Source organism: Endozoicomonas atrinae (assembly GCF_001647025.1).
Classification (GTDB): Bacteria; Pseudomonadota; Gammaproteobacteria; order Pseudomonadales; family Endozoicomonadaceae; genus Endozoicomonas; species Endozoicomonas atrinae.
This window is the reverse complement of the sequence record NZ_LUKQ02000007.1, coordinates 1-23,322: the sequence shown is the minus strand read 5'-3', so window position 1 is coordinate 23,322 and position 23,322 is coordinate 1. Positions and strand designations below refer to the sequence as shown.

Sequence of the window (23,322 nt, the reverse complement as noted above, 5' to 3'; positions counted from 1 at the left end):
CCACCATTCATAGCATGTTGCTTTGGGCTCCGGTTCCTTGTCATAGCGAATCGTTTATTTGAAAGAGTTTATATTTCTTTCAATCCAGATCTTACACATTACCACAGTTAATAGAAAAGTCGCCTTTTCCGAAATGAAAAAGGCGACTTCCATTATTTTTAATAACTTGAGACTGCTTTGAAGCACTTTAGTTCAAAGAATCACAGTTTACCCTGCTGGCGTAAAGGTAAGCCTGACCGGCTCGGTTGCCGTGGTTTTCACCCCTTTAGCCTGCACCTGATAATCAGGGGACATCACATTGCCAGTGAGGCTGATCCGTGCCGTGATATCAAGGCTGTCGATTGATGACAACAGCTGTCCACCCATCATCATCGCACTGTTATCATCAAGTACAACTTCCCGGGGAAGGTCTCTGACACTCAGCGGAACAGCAACCACGGGGGGCTGTTTAGCATCACCGGCAGGGCGGGCAAAGACTACCACACGCGCATCATCCGGCAGTTCACCCATCTCTGGGTCCAGATCAATCATGACCCGAAGAGCAACCACGGTATCACCCAGCATTGAGCGAGCCTGATTAATGCCCGCACTTAACGACTGCCGGGCTGTCGGATCGACTTCATGGGTCAACGCCAGCTGCCAGGCGGCAATCGCTTCCTGGTAGTTACCATTGGAAAAGGCATCAATCCCCTTCAATCCTAGTGCCGTGGTATTCTGACTCTCCTTCAGCAGTGTCTGCTCATAAAGCTCCCGGATTTCAGGTGTCACCACATTATTACTGCTTAAAAACAATACCTGAGCCAGTTCTGCGGTTACCTGGGGATGCCCATTACTGATACTGGCAAGGTGTCGATAGGTTTTAACCGCTTCATCCAGCTTGCCTGCTCTCAGGTAATGACTGCCCAGCATGAACAGCGCCTGATTATTCTCAGGTCGTTTGGCCACCCAGTCTTTAAGAACGGTTTCCACCTGTTCGCTATTGAGGTGGCCATTTCTCATGGCGTTGACTACCGCGATCTCGGTGGTTGCACCCAGCTTAAAATAAAGGAGTACAGCGGACACAGGCACAATCAGTGCAATGAGCAGTGCAAACCCCGGCTTTTTCAACAGGGAATACGCACTGGCTGGCGTTTCATCCCCTAACTCATCAGCCAGTTTTTTCTTTAACTCAAGTTTCAGCTTTTCCGCCTCTTCTGCTGACACCAGCCCCTGCTGGAACTGCCAGTCGAGATCTGCCATCTGATCACGAAAACTGGCAACGTTGGCAGACTCTTCAGATTCACACTCATCCGGAGCCGACACTGCTGGTTTTATTAATGGCCAGACAGAAACCAGCACAGCAATGGCAATCAGCAATGCGGCAACTAACCAGAACTCCATCATTACTCCTTACCATCCGTTTTTTTATCTTCTGATGAACGCTCGCTCAACGAGTCTGCCAGAAATCTATTCAGCTTTTGATCCAGCAACGCTTCCTCTTCGACGTTCTGTCCATCAGGAACAGCCTGTGTGGATTCCGCAACAGCCACTTTATGCTTGCGAACGACAACAACAAGCACTGTCAGACCTGCCAGCAGCAGCAACAGAGGCCCAAGCCAAAGCACAAGGTTCACCCCTGAAAGACGGGGTTTATAGAGCACAAAGTCACCGTAACGTGCGAGCATAAAGTCGACAACAGTCTGGTTGTCTGCACCTTCATTTAACAGGCGGTGCACTTCTCGCCGAAGATCCTGGGCAATGGGGGCATTAGAATCGGCTATGGACTGATTTTGACACTTTGGACAACGCAGCTCATTGGTCAGTTCGAAGAAGCGCTGCTCCTGCTCAGGATTAGAAAACTCATAGGAATCGATAACACCATAAGCCGTCCCCATAAACAGAATGGTCGACAGCGCAATGATCAACCGGGAGGTTAAGCGCTTCATCACCTGGCCTCCCCTTCATGGTTATTTGCGGATGCTTTGAGCGCCTTCTCTTTCAGATGCCTGAACCTGGGCTCAAGGTCATTTTTCCAGACATTGGCATCAACAATGCCGACATGCTTATACCGAATAACGCCCTGATGATCGATTAAATAGGTTTCCGGTGCGCCATAAACGCCAAGGTCTATGCCCAGAGAACCGCTCTTATCGTTGATGCTGAAGCGATAAGGGTCATGCAGCGTCTTCAGCCACTTTCTGGCTTCAGGCTGATCATCCTTGTAGTTCACACCGTAAATGGGAATGCCTTTATTGGCCAGATCCACAAGATATGGATGCTCTACACGACAGGCAGGGCACCAGGTGGCCCAGACGTTGATCAGGGCGACTTCACCCAGCAGGCTCTCTCTGGTCACTGTTCTGTCAGGATTCTTAACCGTTGCCAGTTCAAATGTCGGTAAAGGCTGATCCAGCAAGGCGGATGGCAGCTCTCCCGGGTTATCCCGGAATAGCGCCACATAAAACATCAGGCAAAGCCCGAGAAAAATCGCCAGCGGCAAAAACAGTTGCAAACGTCGCTTCATGCGCTGGCTACTCCCTCATTTCCAGACGGTCTCAATGCGCTCACTTTCTGACGAACTTTCATTCTGTATCGCCGGTCTGAGATCGCCACAGCACCACCAAGTCCCATAAATATGGAGCCCAGCCAGATCCAGCGGACAAAAGGTTTAATATGCAGTCTCAGGGCCCAGCTGCCGTCATCACCCAATGGCTCCCCCAGCGCAACATAAATATCGCGGGTTAGTCCGGGGTCAATGGAGGCTTCTGTCATGGGCATCTGCTGCGCGGTATAGACTCGCTTCTCAGGGTGCAGCACCGCTATTTGACGACCATTTTCGTATACAGTCACTGAACCGTATTCGGATGTATAGTTAGGCCCGGGTTGCAACCTGACACCATCAAAACGGAACTGATACTCACCGAGGGTTACCCGGTCACCGGGAGCCATCCGCAAGTCACGCTGACTGCTGTAACCACTGGTGATTGCGACACCAACAATAGTGACGGCCAAGCCCAGGTGCGCCAGATGCATCCCGTAATACGCGGGTTTCAGTCGCGTTAACGCCTCCATCAGTCCGTTTCTAGCCCGGGTGTTTCGGGTTTTATTCAGAATATCCCGGACCATGGTGAGCACGATCCAAAGCACCAGTGCCATGGCCAGCACTTCACTGATCAGGAAGCTTTCACCGTAGAACAGGCTGAACCCTAAACCACCTATGATGGATACCAGCAAAATCCATCGAGTCTGACTGATCAGCCATTTAACGGAACCATTCTTCCAGTTGAGCAGAACACCAAAACCCAGGGCAAAGGCCAGCAACATGGCCATTGGGACAAACACAAAATTAAAATAAGGAGGCCCAACTGAAATCATGCCCATATCGAGAGATTCCAGAAGCAACGGGAATAAAGTTCCGAGAAGCACCGTCGCAGCGCTGGCGGTCAGCAAAATATTATTGACCAGCAGCAGTGTTTCCCTAGATGCCATGGAAAAACTGATTCGACTGCGTACCTCAGGCGCCCGGAGGGCAAACAGCGTCAACGATGCACCAACGACAATCATCAGGTAAAAAAGGATAAAGACCCCTCTTTCCGGATCATTGGCGAAAGCGTGGACCGATGTGAGCACACCTGAGCGAACCAGGAATGTACCCAGTAGGCTCAATGAGAAGGTGAAAATGGCCAGCAGCAGCGTCCAGCTCTTAAACAGTCCGCGTTTTTCTGTTACTGCCAGAGAGTGAATCAGTGCCGTTCCCACCAGCCAGGGCATCAGAGAAGCATTTTCTACCGGATCCCAGAACCACCAGCCACCCCAGCCAAGCTCGTAATATGCCCACCAGCTACCCAGTGAAATCCCCAGGGTCAGAAAAACCCAGGCCACTGTCGTCCATGGTCTGGCCCAGCGAGCCCAGGCAGTATCAAGCTGTCCACCCAGAAGTGCGGCAATGGCAAAGGCAAAGGCAACGGCAAAACCAACGTAGCCCATGTAAAGCATGGGCGGGTGAACGATAAGGCCAAAATCCTGAAGCAGAGGGTTCAGGTCTGCACCATCTTCCGGAGAAAAAGGCAGGATCCGGTTAAACGGGTTTGACGTCAGCAGAGTAAACAGCAAAAAGCCAACGGTAATCATCCCCATGACAGAGAGTACCCTGGCGGAGAGTTCAGGAGGCAGGCGGTAGCTTTTAAGTGCAACCATCGCCATCCAGCCGACTAGAATCAGGACCCACAACAGAAGCGATCCCTCGTGACCACCCCAGGTGGCACTCACTTTATACTGTACAGGCAACAGACTGTTTGAGTGCCTGGCGACATAATCCACAGAAAAGTCGTCAGTAATAAATGCCCAGACCAAGCATAAAAAAGAAAAGCCAACAAAGGCAAACAGGCCCCAGGACAGGGAGCGGGCCTGATTCATCAAACGGATATTACCGGTGTAACTGCCCACCAACGGGAAGATACTGAGCAAAAGACTCAGACACAGAGCAATAATCAGAGCCAGCAGGCCAGCTTCAGCTACCATCTTGCAGACTCCTCAACTCACTTTGAGCAGTGGTTTGTGCAGCCGGCTTTGAGTAACCCGACTTTGGATGTGCGTCATCAATAGCTTTCTGCACTTCCGGGGGCATATAGTTCTCATCATGCTTGGCCAGCACTTCCGATGCTTCAAAAACGCCGTCATTACTGAGTTTCCCCAGGGCAACGACGCCAGAACCTTCAACAAAAAGATCTGGCAGAATACCCTCATAACGGACAGTCACTTCTCCCGCACCATCACTGATGCGAAAGCTCACCTTCAGGCTTTCGGTATCACGCTCAACTGAGCCCGGAACCACCAGGCCACCACCACGCATCCGCTGACCAACCGGCGCTTCACCAGCAGCCATCTGAGCGGGAGAGAAGTAGTGATTAATGTTCTCGCGAAGCGCAAACAACATCAGAGCCACAGCCAACCCAACACCTGCCAGCAGCAGTAATACGAGTATCAATCTCTGTTTGCGAACTGCATTCATTGGGCACTCCCCTCTACAGACTCAAGGCTTTCTTCCTGCCGCTCAGCGCGATGTTTTTGTTGTGCGCTTTCAGGGTTGGCAAAGCGTTGTTCTAGGTCATTACCACTATCTGTAGTGACCTTGAAGTCATTTACGACGACTTTTCTTTTGACCAATCGTTCCTGTCGTCTTACTTGCGCAACTACCTGCCGTTTTGCCATAACCGGTGAAATCAGATTGTAAGCAATCACTACCGCAGCAACGGCGTAGGCACTCCAGACATAAAGCCCATGCCCCTCCATGGCCAGAAAACCACTCCAACTGTCAAAATACATAGACATCAACTCACCAGCTCTTTTACCCAGCGGGTCTTTCGTTCACGACTCAGAATTTCTATACGCAGACGAAGCACCATCACCAGCGTAAAAAACAGATAAAATCCGAGAATGGCCAATAGCAGGGGCCATAGCATTTCAGGTGCCATGGATGGTTTTTCAGTCAGCTTCAGTGTGGCCCCCTGGTGGAGGGTATTCCACCAATCCACAGAAAACTTGATGATCGGAATATTCACAACCCCTACCAGACTGAGGATCGCACAGGCTTTAGCTGCAGCTTCCGTTGTATGGATTGCACCGCGCAGGGCAATAATGCCGATGTACAGGAAAAGCAGAATCAACATAGAAGTCAGGCGCGCATCCCATACCCACCAGGTACCCCAGGTCGGCTGCCCCCAGATGGCTCCGGTAGCCAGGGATAGTATGCAGAAAGAAGCCCCAATGGGCGCCATAACTTTCAGTGCCATATCGGCGAGTTTGATTTTCCAGATCAAAGTCACTGCCGCCGCCGTTGCCATCATCATATAGACCGCCTGGGCAAGAAATGAGGCAGGCACGTGAATAAAGATGATTCGGTAGCTGTTACCCTGCAGATAATCCGGTGGAGTAAACGCCAGTCCCCAGACAAGCGCCACCAATATCAGCACCAGGGACGACACCTGAAGCCAGGGCAGCCACTTCCCGCTGATATCATAAAACCACTTGGGAGAGCCTAACTTATGAAAAAACGTCCAGTTCATGATCTTGTTCTACTTACTGAGGCCGCCACCAATGCGACCTGATTTTGCAGGGACACAATGCTGGAAATCTCTTCATTTTTCAAGAAATTGCCTGAATAAAGACAAGACTCTTTACCATATCCTGAAAAACATTCATTACTCATTAATCACCCTTAATGCCCCGGCAATCGCCAGCGGTGCCAGACATATCCCAAGTATCAGAAAAACAGACAGCCAGAGAATATGGCCTGTATATGGCATGTTTTGCATTGCCGCATTAACGGCTCCCGTGGCAAAAATCAGTACCGGTATGTAAAGCGGGAGAGAAAGCAGAGTCAGCAACACTCCACCACGCTGCACTTTTACCGTTAATGCAGCACCAATAGCCCCTGCCAGACTGAGTACAGGCGTTCCCAACAAAAGCGTCACCATAAGAGCGGAAAAGGCCTCTGTTGGCAGGTGCAGCATGATGGCCAGCAATGGCGCCATCAGTGTTAAACAAAAACCACTGGTCAACCAGTGACTGAACACTTTGGCCAATACCAGCAAGGGAAGCGGGTGTGGTGACATCAATAATTGATCCAAAGCCCCATCGTCCTGATCACTTTTGAACAATGAGTCAAGCGACAGCAAAACAGCCAATAAAGCGCCAATCCAGATAACTCCAGCCGCCAGTTCTGAAAGCACTTCCCGGTCTGGCGCAATACCAAGGGGAAATAAAGTAGCCACCATCAAAAAGAACGCCATTGGATTAACTGCCTGACCAGGTGACCGAAATGTAAGCGTCAGGTCCCGGCGAATCAGAGCAAGACAGGCTGAAAAACCATGCATGGATTGCTTATCAAAGTTCGACATCCAGGGCCTCCCTGTCATCAGCAACTTTTTCTTCTGCACTTCTCTGTAAGGCAAAGCGTTCCAAATTCAACTTGCGCAGTTTTCCCTGACGGTCATTCAATGGTTGATGGCTGGTTATCAGCACCATACCGCCGTGTTGGGTGTGCTCATCAAAGAGTCTCTCCAGCCAAGAGACACCTTCAATATCAATCGCAGTGAATGGCTCATCGAGAATCCAGAGTCGCGCCCGGCTGGCGATCAGACCAGCAAAAGCCACCCGCCGTAACTGTCCGGCCGATAGATGGCTACAGGGAATGTCTTCATAACCAGTAAGCTGCACTCGATCAAGAGCCGAGAGCAACACTTCTCGATTGATTGCTGTATTGGCCAGCTTGGCCCGCCAGGTAAGGTTTTCCAAGGGGGTCAGGTCAAGTTTCAGCCCAGGTTTATGACCAAGAAAGAAGCAATCAAGGCGAAAGTCAGCATAAACCTTCGATAAAGGCTGATCATTCCAAAAGATATCCCCATCGAGACTGGATGAAAAGCCAGCAATAATACGAAGCAGCGATGTTTTTCCTGCGCCGTTTCGCCCCTCAATCTGGAGAATTTCTCCACGATCAAGCTGAAAGGACAAGTTGCTGAAGAGCATCCTGTCGTCTCGTTCACAACTTAACTGAACCACATTCAGCAAAGCGAGCTCCTGAATCTTCTAACAATCACCAAAAGCGTGTATCGCTGAGACCCGGATTCGCAAAGCAGCAAAGCCATAAGCAATGAGAAAGCCCTGCTTTATCTGATGTCCCTAATTAGCGTAGGGACGCGATTATATCAGGATTTTTTGCTGACTGCGGGGGTAAATACGCTTTATTGGGAGCATTGGAGATGCCTGAGAAGGTCTTTTAGCATCCCCATCTTCACTTCCAATCGAGAAAGTGAAGATAAAAGTATTGAGGAAGAAGAGCCCCCGCGGGAAGACAAGAGCTTTTACTGATCCATAACGCCTGTTGTGTAGGACTCACCCACGGCATCAGACTTTAATGTCACGGGATAATCCAGCGCCAACCATGAGTAATAACCATCTCTGAGGAAAAACACGCGCTCATAACCCCATAATGCCGCCAGGTAACTGCCAATAGCCCCTCTCATATGGTATGTGCTGTTACCATAGATCACGATAGGGGTCTCTTTTTCCAGAACCCCGGGAACCAGTAGCTGACGAAACCCACCTCTTAGGTCAAGGCTATGCGATCCATCTACGTGCCCATACTGCCACTGTTGATAGGGGCGCACATCAATAAAAAGTGCACCGATATCATGAAGGCGTTTTGCCTGGTGAGTATTGATGGTAATAACACCGTTAATTTCTTCTGGTGCTTCTTCCTGAGCCGGAAGCATAAAGGAAAGCGCCGACAACAGTATGACAGCCGAGATAGAAGTCCATTTCATATAATGCAGGTCCGTTATTAAACAACTTTATTAAAGAAGTATATGGAGCTAAGACCCACCTACTTGGAACAATAAGAAACTAAAAACAAAATGTTCAAAGCAATTCAGCATATAACCGGCATATATTTCTGAAAACAGATCAACTCAACCAAACTTTGTCAAAATTAAAAACAAAAAGACCAGCTCCCCGACGCTTGACGGTATTTTGTCACTTCCCTTTTATAATAGAGTGGCTGAGATATTAACTCAGCCAGCTTTGAAGCCGCGACCTTAAGCGAAGGGCAGCCTGAGAATGAATCTGGCTTACTCTTGATTCACTGACCCCTAATACTTTACCGATCTCTTTCAAATTCATTTCTTCATCATAATAAAGCATCAATACCAGCTTTTCTCTTTCAGGCAGCTTATCAATGGCTTCTATCAAAGCTGTTTTAAATTTTTCTTCCTGAATATCTGCAGAAGGCCCTCTATCTCCAGACCGAGCCTGCATTCTTGATTCTTCACTATCAAACAGCTCTTCATAACTAAAAAGGCGACACCCTCTTAAATCACTCAGAATGGTGTAATACTCATCAATTTTCACATCAAGTTCTTTTGCCACTTCAGCATCCCGGGCATCTCTTCCCAGTTTGGCTTCAACAACCTGAACGGCTTCAGTGATACGACGGCTATTTCGATAAACCGATCTTGGCCCCCAGTCGCCTTTTCGAATTTCATCCAGCATTGCGCCACGAATTCGAATACCCGCAAACGTTTCAAAACTGGCACCTTTGGATGCGTCATATTTTGAGGCTGCTTCAAGCAACCCAATCATTCCTGACTGGACTAGGTCATCAATCTGCACACTGGCTGGCATTCTTGCGGCAAGATGATTAGCAATTCTTTTTACCAATGAGCGATGCTTTACAACCATCTCTTCCATGCTCAATGTCTTTTTCTGCACTTCCTGTGCGGTCTCTGTCATGATTAGATCCTCTCCTTGATCCTACCAGGCAAAAAGAATTCTATACGACCTTTTGGCTCAGGCACCGGTAATTTAGATAACTGATGTCCAATTCTGTGAAATGCTCTTGCAGCCCGACAATCGTTACTTACAGTCAAAAGTGCCGACTGCTTTAATACAGCTTCACTTACAGTCTTATCATGTGGAATTGCCCCCAGATAGCTTAAAACTATCTGTTTGTCGTCTTTCAGATACTCCTGTAACTTCTCAAACTGTTTAGCACCGCCTCTTCTGCTGCTTACCAAGTTAACAACAATATAAAACTGGTGAACATTGAAAATCCGATACAGAAGCCTTATCTGTCGAACAGCATCAATAACAGACACGTCTTCCGGGCTGACGACAACGACTACCTCTGTTGCAGCCTGAATGAGAGTTACATTATCCGGGGCCAAGCCCGGAGCCGTATCAATAATCAAAGTATCCAGATCCGATGCAAGATCATCCATGTCCTGAATCAGCTCCACTGCCTGAATAACTTGAATACTGTCTTTCCAGTCCCCTTGAGCAGCCGGTGTAAATACCCTAACACCTGAAGGACCATCCAATAATCCTTTCTGCTGATGGCTAGAGGCCTCACTTACTAACTCACCTTCAGCAGGAGATGAAAAAATCAAGTCAGACGACGATTGTCTCTTTAAACCATCTTGATTCATCCCAAGGGTGAACTCAACATCTGGCACAGAGAGGTTACCATCCATCAAAACGACACGCTGACCCAGCTTTGCCAGAGCCAGAGCAAGATTTACTGCAACTACGGTTTTACCAACACCTCCTTTACACCCTGAAACCGCAATCACTCTTTTCTTTGCTTGCGCCATCGTTCTCACTTTAATTTTTCAATTGCTCAAGAAACGCATATAGAAAAACGACAAAATATACTTATCAATGAGCGTGCCAACTTTGATTTGAAAAATAAAAACAGCTGTCAAACCCCAAAAGAACACATAAAGAAAAACAAAAAAACACAACTCAATGTTTTTAAACAACTTTCTAAAACGTTACCACTCATAATTCGCTATTTTTTTGACATAGAATATTTTTCGGTTGATTTAATAATATCTTGAACACTTTTTTGAACCATCTAAAAAGATAGTTATTTGACAGTGTCACTTTATAGTGACGCAAAAATGGCAGAGCTAAATCAATAGAAAGGAGGAAAAAGACAAATCAATAAACTGGACATAGCTCCTTCAACCATTCGACGCTAAATCATATAACTTGAGAACAGAAACAGCATCTTTAGAAAGATCGAATAAAACTGTAAAGAAAAATACGATACACCTCCAACCATACGCTGCGAGCATTATGAATTAATCATTTAGGAACTATCAAAACACAAATACAGACCATACAAGAACCAATCAGCAAGAGTGATTCAATATGCAAGATCGCAAGAAACAGAATAAGTTCGAACGACAGCAGAACAACACAGAAACAAATATATGGAAGTGTTGGCCAACTCAATAAATCTAAAAACACAACGTCATGAGTGTAGATAGTAGCTAACTAGCCCAAAAAAAAGGCTACATGAGTATGTAGCCTTTTTTTGTATCATTGTATATCAGGTTTTAACAGAATCCTCATACCTTTGAAGACCATACTTGCGCATTTTTTCCACTAGAGTCGTTCGCCGTATCTGCAGCTTATCTGCAGCTCTGGCGACAACACTGTTGCAGTCACTCAGCGCCTGCTGAATCAAACTCTTTTCCAGTCGGGTTAGATATTCCTTAAGGTTTAATCCCCCTACAGGCAATACAGCAAGGTCTTCCGAAGTGGCAGCGCCTGCTGGCTGAATACTGTCCGGAAATAAATCAGCAACACCATCATCTTCCTGACTGATCAAATCGAGGTGACAGAAACTTTCTGGCAGATCCTGGACACCAATAACCCCATAGGGGTACATGATCGCAAGACGCTCCAGAAGGTTTGCCATTTCCCGGACATTTCCCGGCCAGTCATGTCGGCAAAGCGACAATATTGCAGCTGAGCTGAGTCGAATGGACCCTCTCCCCTGCTTTTCCATATTATGAGTCAGCTCATTAATCATCAGCGGAATATCTTCGGGCCGCTCTTTGAGAGAAGGCATCTCGATAGGGAATACATTTAACCGGTAATAAAGATCCTCCCGAAAGCTTCCTTCAGTGATCATACCTTCAAGATTCTTGTGGGTTGCAGCAATAATCCGAACATTCACCTCAATTGGCTCTGTTCCACCCACCCGTTCGAACGTTCTTTCCTGCAGAACCCTTAGCAGCTTAACCTGCATGTGCAGAGGCATATCGCCTATTTCGTCAAGAAACAGCGTCCCGCCCTGAGCCAGCTCGAACCGTCCCTTTCGAGTAGTAACAGCACCAGTGAAAGCACCCTTTTCATGACCAAAAAGCTCGCTTTCCAACAGGTCTGTGGGGATTGCACCACAATTTACCGGAACAAAAGGCGCACTTCTGCGGTAGGAATGCTCATGAAGGTTACGGGCAACCACTTCTTTACCTGTTCCAGACTCACCAGTGATCAAAACATTGACGTCCCGATCAGCCACCTGAGCCATCGCGGCCCGCACTTTTCGGATACGCTCACTCTTACCAACCAGTCCACGGAACAGTTGTACCTGTTGGTTATAGCCAGTCTGATGAGCCTGGCGCCACTGCTCACGGTAGACCTGACCATAATGAAGGCTGGATAAAAGTTGAGGCTTGCTGCATGGCCAGTCAACTCGGGCAATAATCTGCCTGGCAAGTGCTATTGGCAAGTTATCTGGCAGTGACTCAGAAATCCGGATGACCGGAACCCCGCCACACCAGCCCTGAACTCTGGAAAGCATTCCCTGCAGGGAGCTTTCTGCCTGTAAAAAATCACCCAGGAATAAGGCACTGAAGGTTTCCGGAGGAAAAGCACTGACGGCATCTTCCCAGTAGGCTGCACCAATAGCCACTGTGTGATAGCCCATGAACTGCAGAATGGTGCTGAAGTCATGCCGACGCTGTTCCGCGTCTTCAATGATGAGTACCTGTTCAGCTGTTTCCATAAGACGACTATCCTTGTCATCCGGTTAATTTATACAGCGTAGATAAAAATTTTCGAAATTAAATTACCTCTTATTATTTCAGTAAAGAACCAAAAAACAGATTCGTCAAATTTTTGTTTGTTTTTTATTTCAAAAAATCATAAAAGAAAATTATTTAGTCTTTAAAGACGCAAAAAGCCCTGATGGGTATCAGGGCCTGAAATCACCATTTCACTCAAAATACATACTGAATTCTACCAACAATCGCAGATCCTTTATCCTCTGCATTGGCTACTCCATCAATATCCACGTGATTATCCAGCTGGCCTGTCACATAGTTCAGACTGGTTCGAATATTCGAGGTTGGGAAGTAATTCGCCCCTACGGTATAGCTGGAAGCGTCTACATCCTTACCATTAATACCTTTTGATACAGCACTCTGGGCATCAACATTCATTGCTGTATATCGAGCGAAGGCTTCCCACTTACCCCCTTTTGGCTTGCTGAAGCTTCCTTTTTTGTAGGATCGCTTACCACCACCCAACATATAAGAAAGCTCTCCATAGTAACCATTCAGCTTAACATCAGAATTCGCAACGCCAGATTTGATGTTCCTTTGCAGATATTCGCCCTGCAACTTAAAAGACTGCATCTGAAAGGCTGCTTCAACTGCGTATTCACGATCGCTGGTCACATTACTGACACTGCTGAACAGGGTACTCTCCTGACCTTTCTTGATTCCCAGCCGGGTGTCACCCTCAACAGTAGCACTGTCGGGATTACCATCAAAGATACTGAGGCCAAGATGTAACAGCATATTGTCATTCATAATAGGAACATAAGTACCCCGGAATGAATAACCGATACGGTCTTTACTGGTGTTATTGCTTTCGCTGTTACCGGTATTAACAAGTGCCAACTGTGCGGTGTAGTTTTTTGCCGAGCTGGATGCCTTCACACCATAATCATTACCACCGGCACCATTCATCATGTTAAAGACAAAAGGCCTTTCAATGCCGGTAATCCATGAAGAACTGGTAGAGTCTTCCAAACCAAAATCCATATCCCAGCGACCGACAGCAATCTCAACAGGTCTAAAACCGGTATAACCAATAATGGCATCATCCAGATCGACGGAATCATCACTGTTTGTTTTCAGTTTAAGTCCGTATTTCCAGAGATCATAGGCTTTACCACTGACCTTGACTTCACCCCGCCGAATATAAGAGGTTAAGCCATCTTTGGGATTTGCTAAATTCGCAGTGTCCTGTCCATAAAGATCATCATAGCTGGCAATATCCCACTGGAGCTTGCCGCTGAGCTTAAAAGAGAAATCACCGCTTTCTGTTTTTAACTGAAGACCGCCATTTTTGGTGCTGACAATAATATCGTCACCTTCCGTTTTAACCACGCCTGCGTTTGCCTGCAGAAAAACACTCATCCCCAGAAAAAGTGCAATTGGCTTAAGTTTCATTCCCAGATACTCTCACTTAGTATTTTTTGTTGTCCTTAAGTGCCAAAACGATTCTGATTAGTAACAGCTATTAAGAGTGTCACTAATTTAATCATTTTCCCCTGGCACTTTTTGATTACTGCGGAAGGTATCTTGGAGGCGGGATATTTCAGGCAGGTTAACGTCAAATGAAACTTTTATTTCAACAACAAAACAGCCTCCCTCCATAACATCAGAGTCATAGAGGGAAAGCGCTGATGATTTAAATCTCTTCCACTTCTTCCCATAATTTTCGAAGTCGTTTATCCGACACCGGAAAGCGAGTGCCCAGTTGCTGGGCAAACAGAGATACCCGGTACTCTTCAATCATCCAATAGAACTGCTGAAGATTGGGATCAACCACCTTATGCTGACTGTGAGCATCCCGGCGCTTCTCATACTTCTGCTGAAGAGAGGTCAGTTCTTCCGTCCAGGCACGATCACGGTTTACCTGGGCTGGCAGCTTCTCCAGCCTGACCTCAATCGACTTGAAATAACGAGGATAATGGCTTAGCCATTCCATACCAGCAGACGTCATAAACCCCGGTTGCAACAACCTTTGTACATGCTGCTTGATATCAGCCAGAGCAAGAGCTCGATCAAAACTGATCTTACCTTTCAGCTGACGACTAACCCCCTGAGCGATACGAAAGACCTCATTAATAATGGGATCAACTTTTTCGGCAAAAGGCACAATGTCACCTTTATGCTTCTCAAGTAACTCCAGAAATGACTCCCGGTTTCTGGGCAGCTCGTTGTCAATATTCAGATAGACGCCGCTGATAATCAGACTCTGCAAGTCATCTTCAAGCTGATTCTGATTCATCAGATTTGTGGCCAGCAACTTGGTTTCTTTCAATCTGGCCATCTTACTCAGGGCAAACTTAAGTTGTGTGGATAGCCTTATCCTGAGTAATCGGGTCAACCCTTTACGGTTTTCAAAGTCAGCCATGGCGGGGCTTTCAAACAACTGAACGGCTACTGAATCACGCTGATCAACCAAAGCAGGGTATGACTTTAATACCAGCCCTCCGGCTTTTCGGGTAATTTCATGAGGCAACTCACCACAGGTCCAGTCCAGCAAACCTTCTTGCTCTAAATGGCTTTTGGCGAGCTTACGGATCGTATCCTGTACATGATCAGAGAACTGCTGCCTGAGCTGGTTCAAGTCACGGCCCTGCCCGATGATGTCACCATCCTCATTCACCACCCGGATATTCATCAGCAAATGCGCATCCAGCCCCTCTGTGTTCCAGTGCTCTTCGAGAATTCGCACACCAGACATACGAGTCAGCTGCCGCCCAAGCATCTCTGTCAAAGGCTCATCACAGGCAGAAAGAGATTCCAGCGCACCATTCACAAAATCAGGTACAGGCACAAAGTTCTTGCGCACCGGTTTAGGCATGGATCGAACCAGCGCAACACACTTGTCGAACAGCATTCCGGGCACCAGCCATTCCAAACGATTTCTGGGCAACAGCCTTAATGCCTCTACAGGCACCGTCAGGGTTACACCGTCATCAGGCTCACCTGGGGCAAAGTGATAACTCAGGGGCAACTCCAACCCTTCCCAACGTAAACGATCCGGATACCTGTTGACCGTGACATGCTCTGCATCATGCTGCATCAGGTAGTCTTTGGAGAGGTGAAGCAAATCAGGTTGCTGCCGTTCAGCACCTTTGCGCCACTTTTCAAAACCCGCACCATTACAGATATCAGCAGGAATCAGTTCATCGTAAAAGTGATAGAGCGTTTCACTGTCCACAAGAATATCCCGACGTCGGGACTTCGCTTCCAGCTCATCCACCTCTTCAATCAATGCCAGATTATGCTTTTGAAACGCACCATTGGAATCAAAGTGCCCTTCAACCAGGGCTTCACGGATAAAGATCTCCCGGGCAACGACTGGATCGATTGGACCATAATTTATCCGACGACGACCGACTACAATCAACCCATAAAGAGTAACCTGCTCAAACGCTACCACCTGGGCACGCTTTTTCTCCCAGTGCGGCTCAAAATAATTCCGCTTAACCAAGTGCGTTGCCAGTGGCTCAATCCACTGCGGCTCCAGCTTGGCATTGGTTCGGGCAAAGAGCCTGGAGGTTTCTACCAGCTCCGCCGCCATAATCCATTTTGGCTTTCGTTTATACAGCGTCGATGCCGGAAACAGATAGAAGCGCCGGTTTCTGGCCCCCATGTAATCCGCTTCGTCATCTTTACTGCCCAACTGCGACAAAAGGCCCGATAGCAGTGACTTATGAACATCGCCATAGCTGGCAGGACTGTCATTCAACCGGAATTGCAGATCTTTACAGGCCAATGTCAGCTGTCGATGGAGATCGCGCCACTCCCGCATGCGCATAAAAGACAGGAATTGCTTATTGCAGTATTTTCGCAGCTGATTCTGTGACAGTGCCTGCCGCTGCTCTTCATAGGCTTCCCAGAGATTCACATAGGTCATGAAATCCGAGTCTTCGTGATAAAACTCGCGGTGTCTCTGGTCTGCGGCCTGCTGCTTATCCTGTGGGCGCTCCCTTGGATCCTGTACTGCCAGGGCACTGACAATAATCAACACTTCATGCAGTGCATTATTTTTATTCGCTTCAATCAGCATCCGTCCAAGACGTGGATCGACAGGCAGCTGCCCCAGCTGTCGGCCAGCCGGGGTAATGCGCCGGTCTTTACCCACCGCCACCAGCTCCTGCAGCAGCTTGAAACCATCATTAATCGCTTTGCCATCCGGTGGATCAACAAATGGAAACGCAGCAATATCGCCCAGCCCCATCCGCAGCATCTGCAAAATAACGGCAGCAAGGTTGGTTCTGAGAATCTCTGGATCGGTAAACTCCGGGCGGGAAAAAAAATCCTCCTCAGAGTAAAGCCGAATACAGATACCTTCGGCGACACGGCCACACCGCCCTTTACGTTGATTTGCCGACGCCTGTGACACAGCTTCTACCGGCAGTCGCTGAACTTTTGAACGGACACTGTATCGGCTGATACGCGCAGTCCCCGGGTCAATCACATAGCGAATGCCTGGTACCGTTAACGAGGTTTCTGCTACGTTGGTCGACAGAATAACACGACGACCAGAGTGCTCCTGAAAGATGCGGTTCTGCTCTGCGGCAGAAAGACGGGCATACAGGGGCAGAATTTCAGTATGCGGCAGTTTTGCATCCCGCAGGAACTGATGAGTTTCGCGGATATCCCGTTCACCACTGAGAAAAACCAGCACATCTCCCAGTCGCTTGCCCTTTCCTGAGCGTTCAATGTGATCAATTTCTTCCAGTGCTGCAAGAATCCCCTGCTGTAATCGCTGGTCAGCATCCCGACCTTCCAGCTCGAGATCTTCCAGTGGACGATATAAAGTCTCTACCGGATAGGTTCTGCCAGAGACTTCGATCACCGGCGCATTATCAAAATGCTTTGAAAACCGTTCAACGTCAATGGTGGCCGAAGTGATGATCACTTTCAGATCTGGTCGTTTAGGCAGAATCAGCTTTATATAGCCCAGAAGAAAGTCGATATTCAGGCTGCGCTCATGGGCTTCATCAATGATCAGGGTGTCATAGCGGTTAAGAAAACGATCATTCTGAATCTCAGCCAGCAGAATACCGTCGGTCATCAACTTTATCAGGGTGGTTTCTGTGGAGTGATCGGTGAAACGCACCTGATACCCGACCTGCTCTCCCAGCACTCCACCAAGCTCTTCAGCAATTCGATTGGCAACGGAACGAGCGGCCAGTCGGCGAGGCTGAGTATGGGCAATCGTTCCAAAAATACCACGGCCAGCCTCAAGGCAGATTTTTGGCAGCTGGGTTGTCTTACCAGACCCAGTTTCACCGGCAATCACCACCACCTGATGATTACGGATAGCCTTTGCTATATCCGCTTTCCGGTCAACAACCGGTAGCTCCTGCTCATAACGGATCTCAGGAAGAGAGGTTTGTCTCTGCTCTACCAGCGATAGAGAGGACTCTATTTTTTTCTGGATCCGGTCCAGACCTGTCTCATCATCCCGCTTAAGCCGACGCAATTGCCCCCGCAAGCGGTAACGATCACGTATCATGCATTGATTGATGGACTGGCGCAGTTGCTTATCGGAAAAGCCGGACACCCAGGTACTCCCGTTTATATAAAATCAGTAGCTGATTATACAGGTTTGGAAAAGCGGCCTGAATGGCCGCCTGACAGGAATTCTAACCACTCATTAAGCTTCCCAGGCAACTTTCATCGCTCAGGGTGAGTAGTTCTTTCCGCTACTGACTGCTCCGGGCAGCCAGCTCTTCATCACGTAAATGACGACGGAGGATCTTACCCACATTGGTCGTGGGCAGCTCATCTCTGAACTCAACCAGCTTTGGAACTTTATAGCCAGTCAGATTCTGACGGAAAAAGTGAATCACTTCTTCTTTGGTCAGCCCTGGGTTACTGGACACCACAAACACCTTGATTGCCTCTCCGGAGCGTTTATCGGGAACACCGATCACGGCACACTGAGTAACATCAGGATGGGCGGAGAGCACTTCTTCCAGTTCATTCGGGTAAACATTGAAACCGGAAATACAGATCATGTCCTTTTTACGATCCACAATGGTGACATAACCTTCCTCATCGATTCGGGCGATATCCCCGGTTCGCAGCCAACCGTCCAGCATGGCTTCTTCAGTGGCCTGCTCACTCTGCCAGTAACCCTTCATCACCTGGGGACCTTTTATGCAGAGTTCCCCCACCTCACCAATGGGCAGGTCGTTATCGTCACTATCAACCACTTTTAATTCACAGGACGGCACTGGCAAACCAATGGTACCCAGTTTGATCTTACCCAGCGGGTTAATCGTTACGACCGGTGAAGTTTCCGTCATACCATAACCTTCACAGATACGACTGCCTGTCAGGTTCTCCCATCGCTCCGCCGTATCCAGTTGCAGTGCCATACCCCCGGAAATGGTGTTTTTCAGATAGGAGAAATCAAGGCGACGGAAGGCTTCCTGGTTCATCAGACCAACAAATAGGGTATTCAGACCAATAAACATGCTGAAGGGCTTACCGGTCAGATCCTTAATAAAGGATTTCATATCCCGTGGGTTGGTAATGAGCATATTGTGCTCACCCAGCAAGATAGCAACCATGCAATGCACGGTAAAAGCAAAAATATGATAAAGCGGCAGAGGTGCAATAATCAGCTCCTCACCTTCCCGAAGGTTACCCCCAACAAGCGCTTTTACCTGGAACATATTGCTGAGAATATTTCGGTGAGTCAGCATGGCACCTTTCGCGACACCGGTTGTTCCGCCAGTGTATTGCAGGATGGCAACATCGTCATTTTCCCTGCGAACATCCGAGCAATGGTGCAGGGCTCCTCGACTGAGAACCGTAGTAAACGGCACGGCTGATGACAGCGAATAATCAGGTACCATCTTCTTGACGTGTTTAACGACAAGATTTACCAGTGTGCGCTTGAATGTCGGCAGCATATCACCGACCTGAGTCACCACAACATGCTTGATCGCTGTTTTGGGAATGACCTTCTCAGCCATATGGGCCATGTTGGCCAGCACAACCAGCGCTTTGGCCCCAGAATCACGGAACTGATGTTCCATTTCACGCTCGGTATAGAGCGGATTGGTGTTCACCACAATCAACCCGGCTCGAAGTGCTCCAAAAACCGCTACAGGAAACTGCATAACGTTGGGCAGCATAATCGCTATACGGTCACCAGGACGCAAATCGGTATGATTCTGCAGGTAGCTGCAGAAATGGCCACTGAGCTCATAAAGACGGGAATAGCTCAGCTCATGCCCCATGTTGCTGAATGCCGGCTTACTGGCAAACTTGCGGGTACTGTACTCCAGAACATCAATAATCGAGCGGTATTGCCCAACATCAATCGTTGCAGGAATGCCTTCCGGATACTTGTCTTTCCAGAAACCGGTGGTCATGGGGTAAGCCTCCCACATCCATGATGAAGCTGTATAGGATAAAAACTGGCTCGCAAACTGTTCAACCTGTCTTGCAAACTATCGCATTGGAAAATTTTCCGAGGTTATCAGTTTTCTTCTGCTCCTGATAGACGACCTACGGTAAATACTTCTAACTTAGTTTTCAACGAAGACATAACCAATATTATTCACAAGAGAAACGTCAATGGACAGAATGACCAACATTTATGCCTCAGCTGCTACTTACAAACAGCCAGCTAATGGCCATGATGCCGACAGATTATTAACCACGCCCCAATTAGTAACTCCACCCAACATGAAACCATCACAGGGGACAAATCTATCTGAGAGAACTGTATCCCTGATGGTTGCTCCTCTTCAACAAAAAGCCAGCCTCCCCCCCATAATCCCCCTTCATATCGAGACAGAAATGTCTCACCCTGACGAGAGTAAGCCTTTATTACCCAAAAGACACAATAGAACTCAGTTAATCGATGAATTTACAAGCCTCTGGCAACAGATAACTGAAACAAACGTACTTAAGAATTTTATCATTAGCCTCTTTTTCCCCAACAAAGTGAGCGCACTTACAAAGCAATTAAATGCGCTGACATTAACCTATGACGAGCAACTGCAAACACTCACAAACTTCTACGTCATTAAATTCGGGGAACATCTGAACAGAGCTATTCAGGGCTTTAGAAATGACAGAAAAACAGTCGAACACCATTTAAGAACTCCAAACCATCCACCCATGCGTGCATCGGCTCTTCCTGCCGTTCTTAATCAGGTCGAAGCCTGTATAAATGACAGCTTTGATATAAAAAGGCATTTAACAAACCTCTCACAAAGCCATTACACAATGTCCATGGACGATCCAGAGCACAAAGAATTAGATGAGTGCAACATGCACCTGCAAACAGAACATCAAAAAGATCTCGAAATATCCTCCACCATGAAATTAAGTTTTTGTTTTTCAAATGACTTATTACGAGGAATGAATGTTGCCCTGTACTCGCCATCAGGACATGTACTGCTTAGAATTTATGGCAATACAAAAACCTGCTCATACGAAGAAAGTGAAGAAAGCGGTAATATCCTTGAACAAATGACTTTGGACACAGACAACCTTACAGACCTTGTTACTCAAGAAAAGAAGTTCCAAGCCCGGATCAAAGCAAAATTTGATAAAATCCTAGGTTCTCCCAAATTAGTACACACATTGGCTTTCTTCTGCAGCCAAAAATCTGCCAATATTTTCCACAACCTATTAAATCTTTATTTCATTGGAAAAAATTTGATTTTATCATTGCCTGAAAGAGAAATAAGAACTGAAGCACGAATTCTTGATAACGGTGATGTTTCAGTCAGGACGATATTATCACTTCAGAAACACACTCTGGTCGATAGCCGCTCTGGTGACACTTCGACTTTTGATATTGACCAGATGGTTGAGGTCGAAGCACTATCCGTGATCACTGCTGACTGTCTGAATCAGCCACACTTCCATACAATAACAGTTAAGATACTTGAGCCAGTATCTATTCAACTGAACAGACGGTAAGCACAAGCGATAGCTCTGGCGGCCTATAGCAATCATCCAGTACCATAATGCTATAAGCAGCATAATAAAATGAATCTTTTATCCTATTTAAGGACGTTGTATGGCACCCCCTGAGTCTCCACCGTCATTCGTAACGATCAACAGCCAATCAAGCAACCATCGTATTCCAGTTTACCAATGGCTGGCTGAAAAAAATCCAAAAGCGGTGATACATATCAGTCATGGTATGGCTGAACACGGTCCTCGATATCAGGAGCTGGCGGAACAACTGACCATGAGAGGGTTCCATGTCTATGCTCACGATCACCGGGGGCATGGAGCGACCATTATAAAAGGCCAAACTTCCAACCAGGGACATTTTGGCAACCATGATGGGTGGAATAATGTGGTTCAGGATCTGAAGCTTGTTGTTGACCATATTCTTGCTCAACACCCTTCTTTACCCTGCTTTCTTCTGGGTCATAGTATGGGAAGCTATATACTCCAAAGTTACCTGAGCAGACATAACCCGAAGATATCTGGCGTCATTCTCTCTGGGTCAAACTTTGTGGCAAAGCCATTGCTCCTTCTGGGCAGGCTAGTGGCAAAACTCGAAACCCTGCGCCAGGGAATTATGGGATACAGCCCTGTCATCCACCAACTGACGTTTGCCGGATACAACAGCAGTTTTAAACCCAATATGACGGAGTTTGACTGGTTAAGCCGCAATCCTGAATCAGTTAAGCAATATGTTAGAGATCCTCTTTGTGGTTTTCGCTGCAGCAACCAGCTCTGGTATGACCTGTTTGGGGGCCTGCAGGAAATATGCTCTAAAAATACGTTAAAGAAGATTAAGCACCAGCTGCCAATACTGATTATGGGGGGGGATCGAGACCCTGTCAGCGCACCAGATGGCTTAAAAGACCTGCAAAAAGCATTGATCAATTCTGGCCACAGCAATACAACATTAATGCTATATCCAGATGCAAGACATGAATTGTTTCATGAAACAAACAATAAGGAAGTTATTGATCAGCTTTGTGTGTGGCTTAACAGACATATCTAAAACAAATGGAGAGTGCATGAATGCCCTATATAAGCGGCACTTATGCCTCCCCCTATCTTGATAGTTATCTTCCCCTATGCTGTTAAAAAGCATTCACCGGTTAAGAATCCATTAAGGTTCACTGTGCATAATGGCACCCACTAACAGGGAGAGTGTGAACTGAAATAAAGTTGAGCAAACATCACTGTTTTCATTTCACTCTGAACAAACCCAAAACTCAATTAACCTTCTGTTCGAAAATAGTATTCGAATCAGCACAGATTTATCTTCAAGGTAGTAAAGAATGTTAAAGCATATCGCATCCGCAACCATCGCTGCTTCTGTATTAATGAGTTCTTCAGCCGTTATGGCTAATGACTGGTTTGTGGGTGCAACCGTCGGTAGTGCTAATCATGGATTCAAAGCAGATGAAGAGGGTGATAAACCAAAATTCAAGGATACCTACACTGGCTTGAGAGCAGGTACCTTTATTAATGATAACATTCGTGTTTACGCAAATCTGAGCCAGGTAAAAGGAACTGAAAAAGACAGCGATGAAGATGGAACAACACAGGGAAAAATCAAAAATCAGGAGCTGAGCATATCTCTGGACTATGTCGACAATCTGCTTCAACTTGAAAATACAAAATACTTTGTTGGTGGAACCCTTGGTTACAACCGTATGAAACTGAATCTTAATATTGACGAAGGCAGTACGAAAATCAATACATCAGGCAAAGATAATGCCGCCTTGTACGGTGTTCAATTCGAGCCTGTAAATAATTCTGTGTAAACGCCACCAAAACTATTACTCCTTGAACCGGTCAGGAAACATAATTTCAAACCGGTTCATGGCTGCTTTCCAGTTCCTGATCGGCATGGTCCATTTCTCGGAAGCTTTTTCCATGGCCAGATAGATTACCTTCATGACTGACTCATCAGTCCGAAAAATCTTCCGGTTCTTGATCGCCTTACGAATGACGC

General features: G+C 47.2%; 19 protein-coding genes and 1 pseudogene. 3 read left to right on the top strand and 17 right to left on the bottom strand.

Features of this window, described 5'->3' with window-relative positions; translation table 11 throughout:
* Positions 1-207 precede the first annotated feature (207 nt).
* The 16 genes from ccmI to AK963_RS02070 form a co-directional block, all read right to left on the bottom strand.
* Positions 208-1,383, bottom strand: a complete 1,176-nt coding sequence (gene ccmI / locus AK963_RS02145; protein ID WP_083232394.1) for a c-type cytochrome biogenesis protein CcmI — start codon at positions 1,381-1,383, stop codon at positions 208-210.
* Entirely contained in the window at positions 1,383-1,925 is a 543-nt protein-coding gene (locus AK963_RS02140) for a cytochrome c-type biogenesis protein (protein ID WP_083232393.1), read from the bottom strand. The genes ccmI and AK963_RS02140 overlap by 1 nt, the downstream gene beginning before the upstream one ends.
* Positions 1,925-2,503: a DsbE family thiol:disulfide interchange protein gene (locus tag AK963_RS02135; RefSeq protein WP_066013730.1), complete on the bottom strand. Its 579-nt coding sequence runs from the start codon at positions 2,501-2,503 to the stop codon at positions 1,925-1,927. Before AK963_RS02135 ends, AK963_RS02140 begins: the two co-directional genes overlap by 1 nt.
* On the bottom strand, positions 2,500-4,500 hold the full coding sequence (locus tag AK963_RS02130) for a heme lyase CcmF/NrfE family subunit (RefSeq protein ID WP_066013729.1): 2,001 nt from the start codon (positions 4,498-4,500) through the stop codon (positions 2,500-2,502). The genes AK963_RS02135 and AK963_RS02130 overlap by 4 nt, the downstream gene beginning before the upstream one ends.
* Entirely contained in the window at positions 4,490-4,990 is a 501-nt protein-coding gene (gene ccmE, locus AK963_RS02125; RefSeq protein ID WP_066013725.1) for a cytochrome c maturation protein CcmE, read from the bottom strand. The genes AK963_RS02130 and ccmE overlap by 11 nt, the downstream gene beginning before the upstream one ends.
* Entirely contained in the window at positions 4,987-5,310 is a 324-nt protein-coding gene (gene ccmD / locus AK963_RS02120; RefSeq protein WP_066013723.1) for a heme exporter protein CcmD, read from the bottom strand. Before ccmD ends, ccmE begins: the two co-directional genes overlap by 4 nt.
* Positions 5,310-6,044, bottom strand: coding sequence for a heme ABC transporter permease (locus AK963_RS02115; RefSeq protein WP_066013721.1), 735 nt, complete (start codon positions 6,042-6,044; stop codon positions 5,310-5,312). Before AK963_RS02115 ends, ccmD begins: the two co-directional genes overlap by 1 nt.
* Positions 6,045-6,179: 135 nt before the next feature.
* The gene (gene ccmB / locus AK963_RS02110; RefSeq protein ID WP_202969704.1) at positions 6,180-6,878 is read right to left on the bottom strand and encodes a heme exporter protein CcmB; all 699 of its coding nucleotides are present in this window, start codon (positions 6,876-6,878) and stop codon (positions 6,180-6,182) included.
* Complete coding sequence (ccmA, locus tag AK963_RS02105) at positions 6,865-7,539, bottom strand: cytochrome c biogenesis heme-transporting ATPase CcmA (RefSeq protein ID WP_238593619.1); 675 nt, start codon at positions 7,537-7,539, stop codon at positions 6,865-6,867. Before ccmA ends, ccmB begins: the two co-directional genes overlap by 14 nt.
* A 302-nt stretch (positions 7,540-7,841) precedes the next feature.
* Complete coding sequence (locus AK963_RS02100; protein ID WP_066013719.1) at positions 7,842-8,303, bottom strand: rhodanese-like domain-containing protein; 462 nt, start codon at positions 8,301-8,303, stop codon at positions 7,842-7,844.
* A gap of 241 nt (positions 8,304-8,544) precedes the next feature.
* A complete protein-coding gene (locus tag AK963_RS02095) occupies positions 8,545-9,267 on the bottom strand; it encodes an RNA polymerase sigma factor FliA (RefSeq protein WP_066013717.1) in 723 nt (240 codons plus the stop codon).
* A 2-nt stretch (positions 9,268-9,269) separates the two neighbouring features.
* A complete protein-coding gene (locus tag AK963_RS02090; RefSeq protein ID WP_066013715.1) occupies positions 9,270-10,127 on the bottom strand; it encodes a MinD/ParA family ATP-binding protein in 858 nt (285 codons plus the stop codon).
* A gap of 743 nt (positions 10,128-10,870) precedes the next feature.
* The gene (locus tag AK963_RS02085; protein ID WP_066013713.1) at positions 10,871-12,334 is read right to left on the bottom strand and encodes a sigma-54 dependent transcriptional regulator; all 1,464 of its coding nucleotides are present in this window, start codon (positions 12,332-12,334) and stop codon (positions 10,871-10,873) included.
* A 214-nt stretch (positions 12,335-12,548) separates the two neighbouring features.
* Complete coding sequence (locus tag AK963_RS02080) at positions 12,549-13,787, bottom strand: OprO/OprP family phosphate-selective porin (RefSeq protein ID WP_066013711.1); 1,239 nt, start codon at positions 13,785-13,787, stop codon at positions 12,549-12,551.
* A gap of 241 nt (positions 13,788-14,028) precedes the next feature.
* Positions 14,029-17,925 (bottom strand): ATP-dependent RNA helicase HrpA, encoded by a 3,897-nt coding sequence (gene hrpA, locus AK963_RS02075; RefSeq protein ID WP_083232391.1) that lies wholly within the window; start codon positions 17,923-17,925, stop codon positions 14,029-14,031.
* 142 nt (positions 17,926-18,067) lie between these two features.
* Positions 18,068-19,750 (bottom strand): AMP-binding protein, encoded by a 1,683-nt coding sequence (locus tag AK963_RS02070; protein ID WP_066013753.1) that lies wholly within the window; start codon positions 19,748-19,750, stop codon positions 18,068-18,070.
* A gap of 205 nt (positions 19,751-19,955) precedes the next feature.
* On the opposite strand from AK963_RS02070, the gene AK963_RS02065 reads away from it, so the two are divergent.
* From AK963_RS02065 to AK963_RS02055, 3 genes are all read left to right on the top strand, one after another.
* The gene (locus AK963_RS02065) at positions 19,956-21,314 is read left to right on the top strand and encodes a hypothetical protein (RefSeq protein ID WP_066013709.1); all 1,359 of its coding nucleotides are present in this window, start codon (positions 19,956-19,958) and stop codon (positions 21,312-21,314) included.
* Between the two features lie 100 nt (positions 21,315-21,414).
* The gene (locus AK963_RS02060; RefSeq protein ID WP_066013707.1) at positions 21,415-22,359 is read left to right on the top strand and encodes an alpha/beta hydrolase; all 945 of its coding nucleotides are present in this window, start codon (positions 21,415-21,417) and stop codon (positions 22,357-22,359) included.
* A 283-nt stretch (positions 22,360-22,642) separates the two neighbouring features.
* The gene (locus AK963_RS02055; RefSeq protein ID WP_066013704.1) at positions 22,643-23,131 is read left to right on the top strand and encodes an outer membrane beta-barrel protein; all 489 of its coding nucleotides are present in this window, start codon (positions 22,643-22,645) and stop codon (positions 23,129-23,131) included.
* 15 nt (positions 23,132-23,146) lie between these two features.
* Here AK963_RS02055 and AK963_RS31750 read toward each other — a convergent pair.
* Positions 23,147-23,322: pseudogene (locus tag AK963_RS31750) on the bottom strand (IS256 family transposase); the annotation flags it as partial.

What these genes read in the sequence shown, in the direction of transcription:
- AK963_RS02080 (WP_066013711.1), bottom strand. Translation starts at nt 13,787, where the DNA reads ATGAAACTTAAGCCAATTGCACTTTTTCTGGGGATGAGTGTTTTTCTG.
- AK963_RS02140 (WP_083232393.1), bottom strand. Translation starts at nt 1,925, where the DNA reads ATGAAGCGCTTAACCTCCCGGTTGATCATTGCGCTGTCGACCATTCTG.
- AK963_RS02090 (WP_066013715.1), bottom strand. Translation starts at nt 10,127, where the DNA reads ATGGCGCAAGCAAAGAAAAGAGTGATTGCGGTTTCAGGGTGTAAAGGA.
- AK963_RS02085 (WP_066013713.1), bottom strand. Translation starts at nt 12,334, where the DNA reads ATGGAAACAGCTGAACAGGTACTCATCATTGAAGACGCGGAACAGCGT.
- AK963_RS02095 (WP_066013717.1), bottom strand. Translation starts at nt 9,267, where the DNA reads ATGACAGAGACCGCACAGGAAGTGCAGAAAAAGACATTGAGCATGGAA.
- AK963_RS02070 (WP_066013753.1), bottom strand. Translation starts at nt 19,750, where the DNA reads ATGACCACCGGTTTCTGGAAAGACAAGTATCCGGAAGGCATTCCTGCA.
- ccmD (WP_066013723.1), bottom strand. Translation starts at nt 5,310, where the DNA reads ATGTCTATGTATTTTGACAGTTGGAGTGGTTTTCTGGCCATGGAGGGG.
- AK963_RS02100 (WP_066013719.1), bottom strand. Translation starts at nt 8,303, where the DNA reads ATGAAATGGACTTCTATCTCGGCTGTCATACTGTTGTCGGCGCTTTCC.
- AK963_RS02060 (WP_066013707.1), top strand. Translation starts at nt 21,415, where the DNA reads ATGGCACCCCCTGAGTCTCCACCGTCATTCGTAACGATCAACAGCCAA.
- AK963_RS02055 (WP_066013704.1), top strand. Translation starts at nt 22,643, where the DNA reads ATGTTAAAGCATATCGCATCCGCAACCATCGCTGCTTCTGTATTAATG.
- ccmB (WP_202969704.1), bottom strand. Translation starts at nt 6,878, where the DNA reads ATGTCGAACTTTGATAAGCAATCCATGCATGGTTTTTCAGCCTGTCTT.
- AK963_RS02065 (WP_066013709.1), top strand. Translation starts at nt 19,956, where the DNA reads ATGGACAGAATGACCAACATTTATGCCTCAGCTGCTACTTACAAACAG.
- AK963_RS02115 (WP_066013721.1), bottom strand. Translation starts at nt 6,044, where the DNA reads ATGAACTGGACGTTTTTTCATAAGTTAGGCTCTCCCAAGTGGTTTTAT.
- ccmI (WP_083232394.1), bottom strand. Translation starts at nt 1,383, where the DNA reads ATGATGGAGTTCTGGTTAGTTGCCGCATTGCTGATTGCCATTGCTGTG.
- ccmE (WP_066013725.1), bottom strand. Translation starts at nt 4,990, where the DNA reads ATGAATGCAGTTCGCAAACAGAGATTGATACTCGTATTACTGCTGCTG.
- AK963_RS02130 (WP_066013729.1), bottom strand. Translation starts at nt 4,500, where the DNA reads ATGGTAGCTGAAGCTGGCCTGCTGGCTCTGATTATTGCTCTGTGTCTG.
- AK963_RS02135 (WP_066013730.1), bottom strand. Translation starts at nt 2,503, where the DNA reads ATGAAGCGACGTTTGCAACTGTTTTTGCCGCTGGCGATTTTTCTCGGG.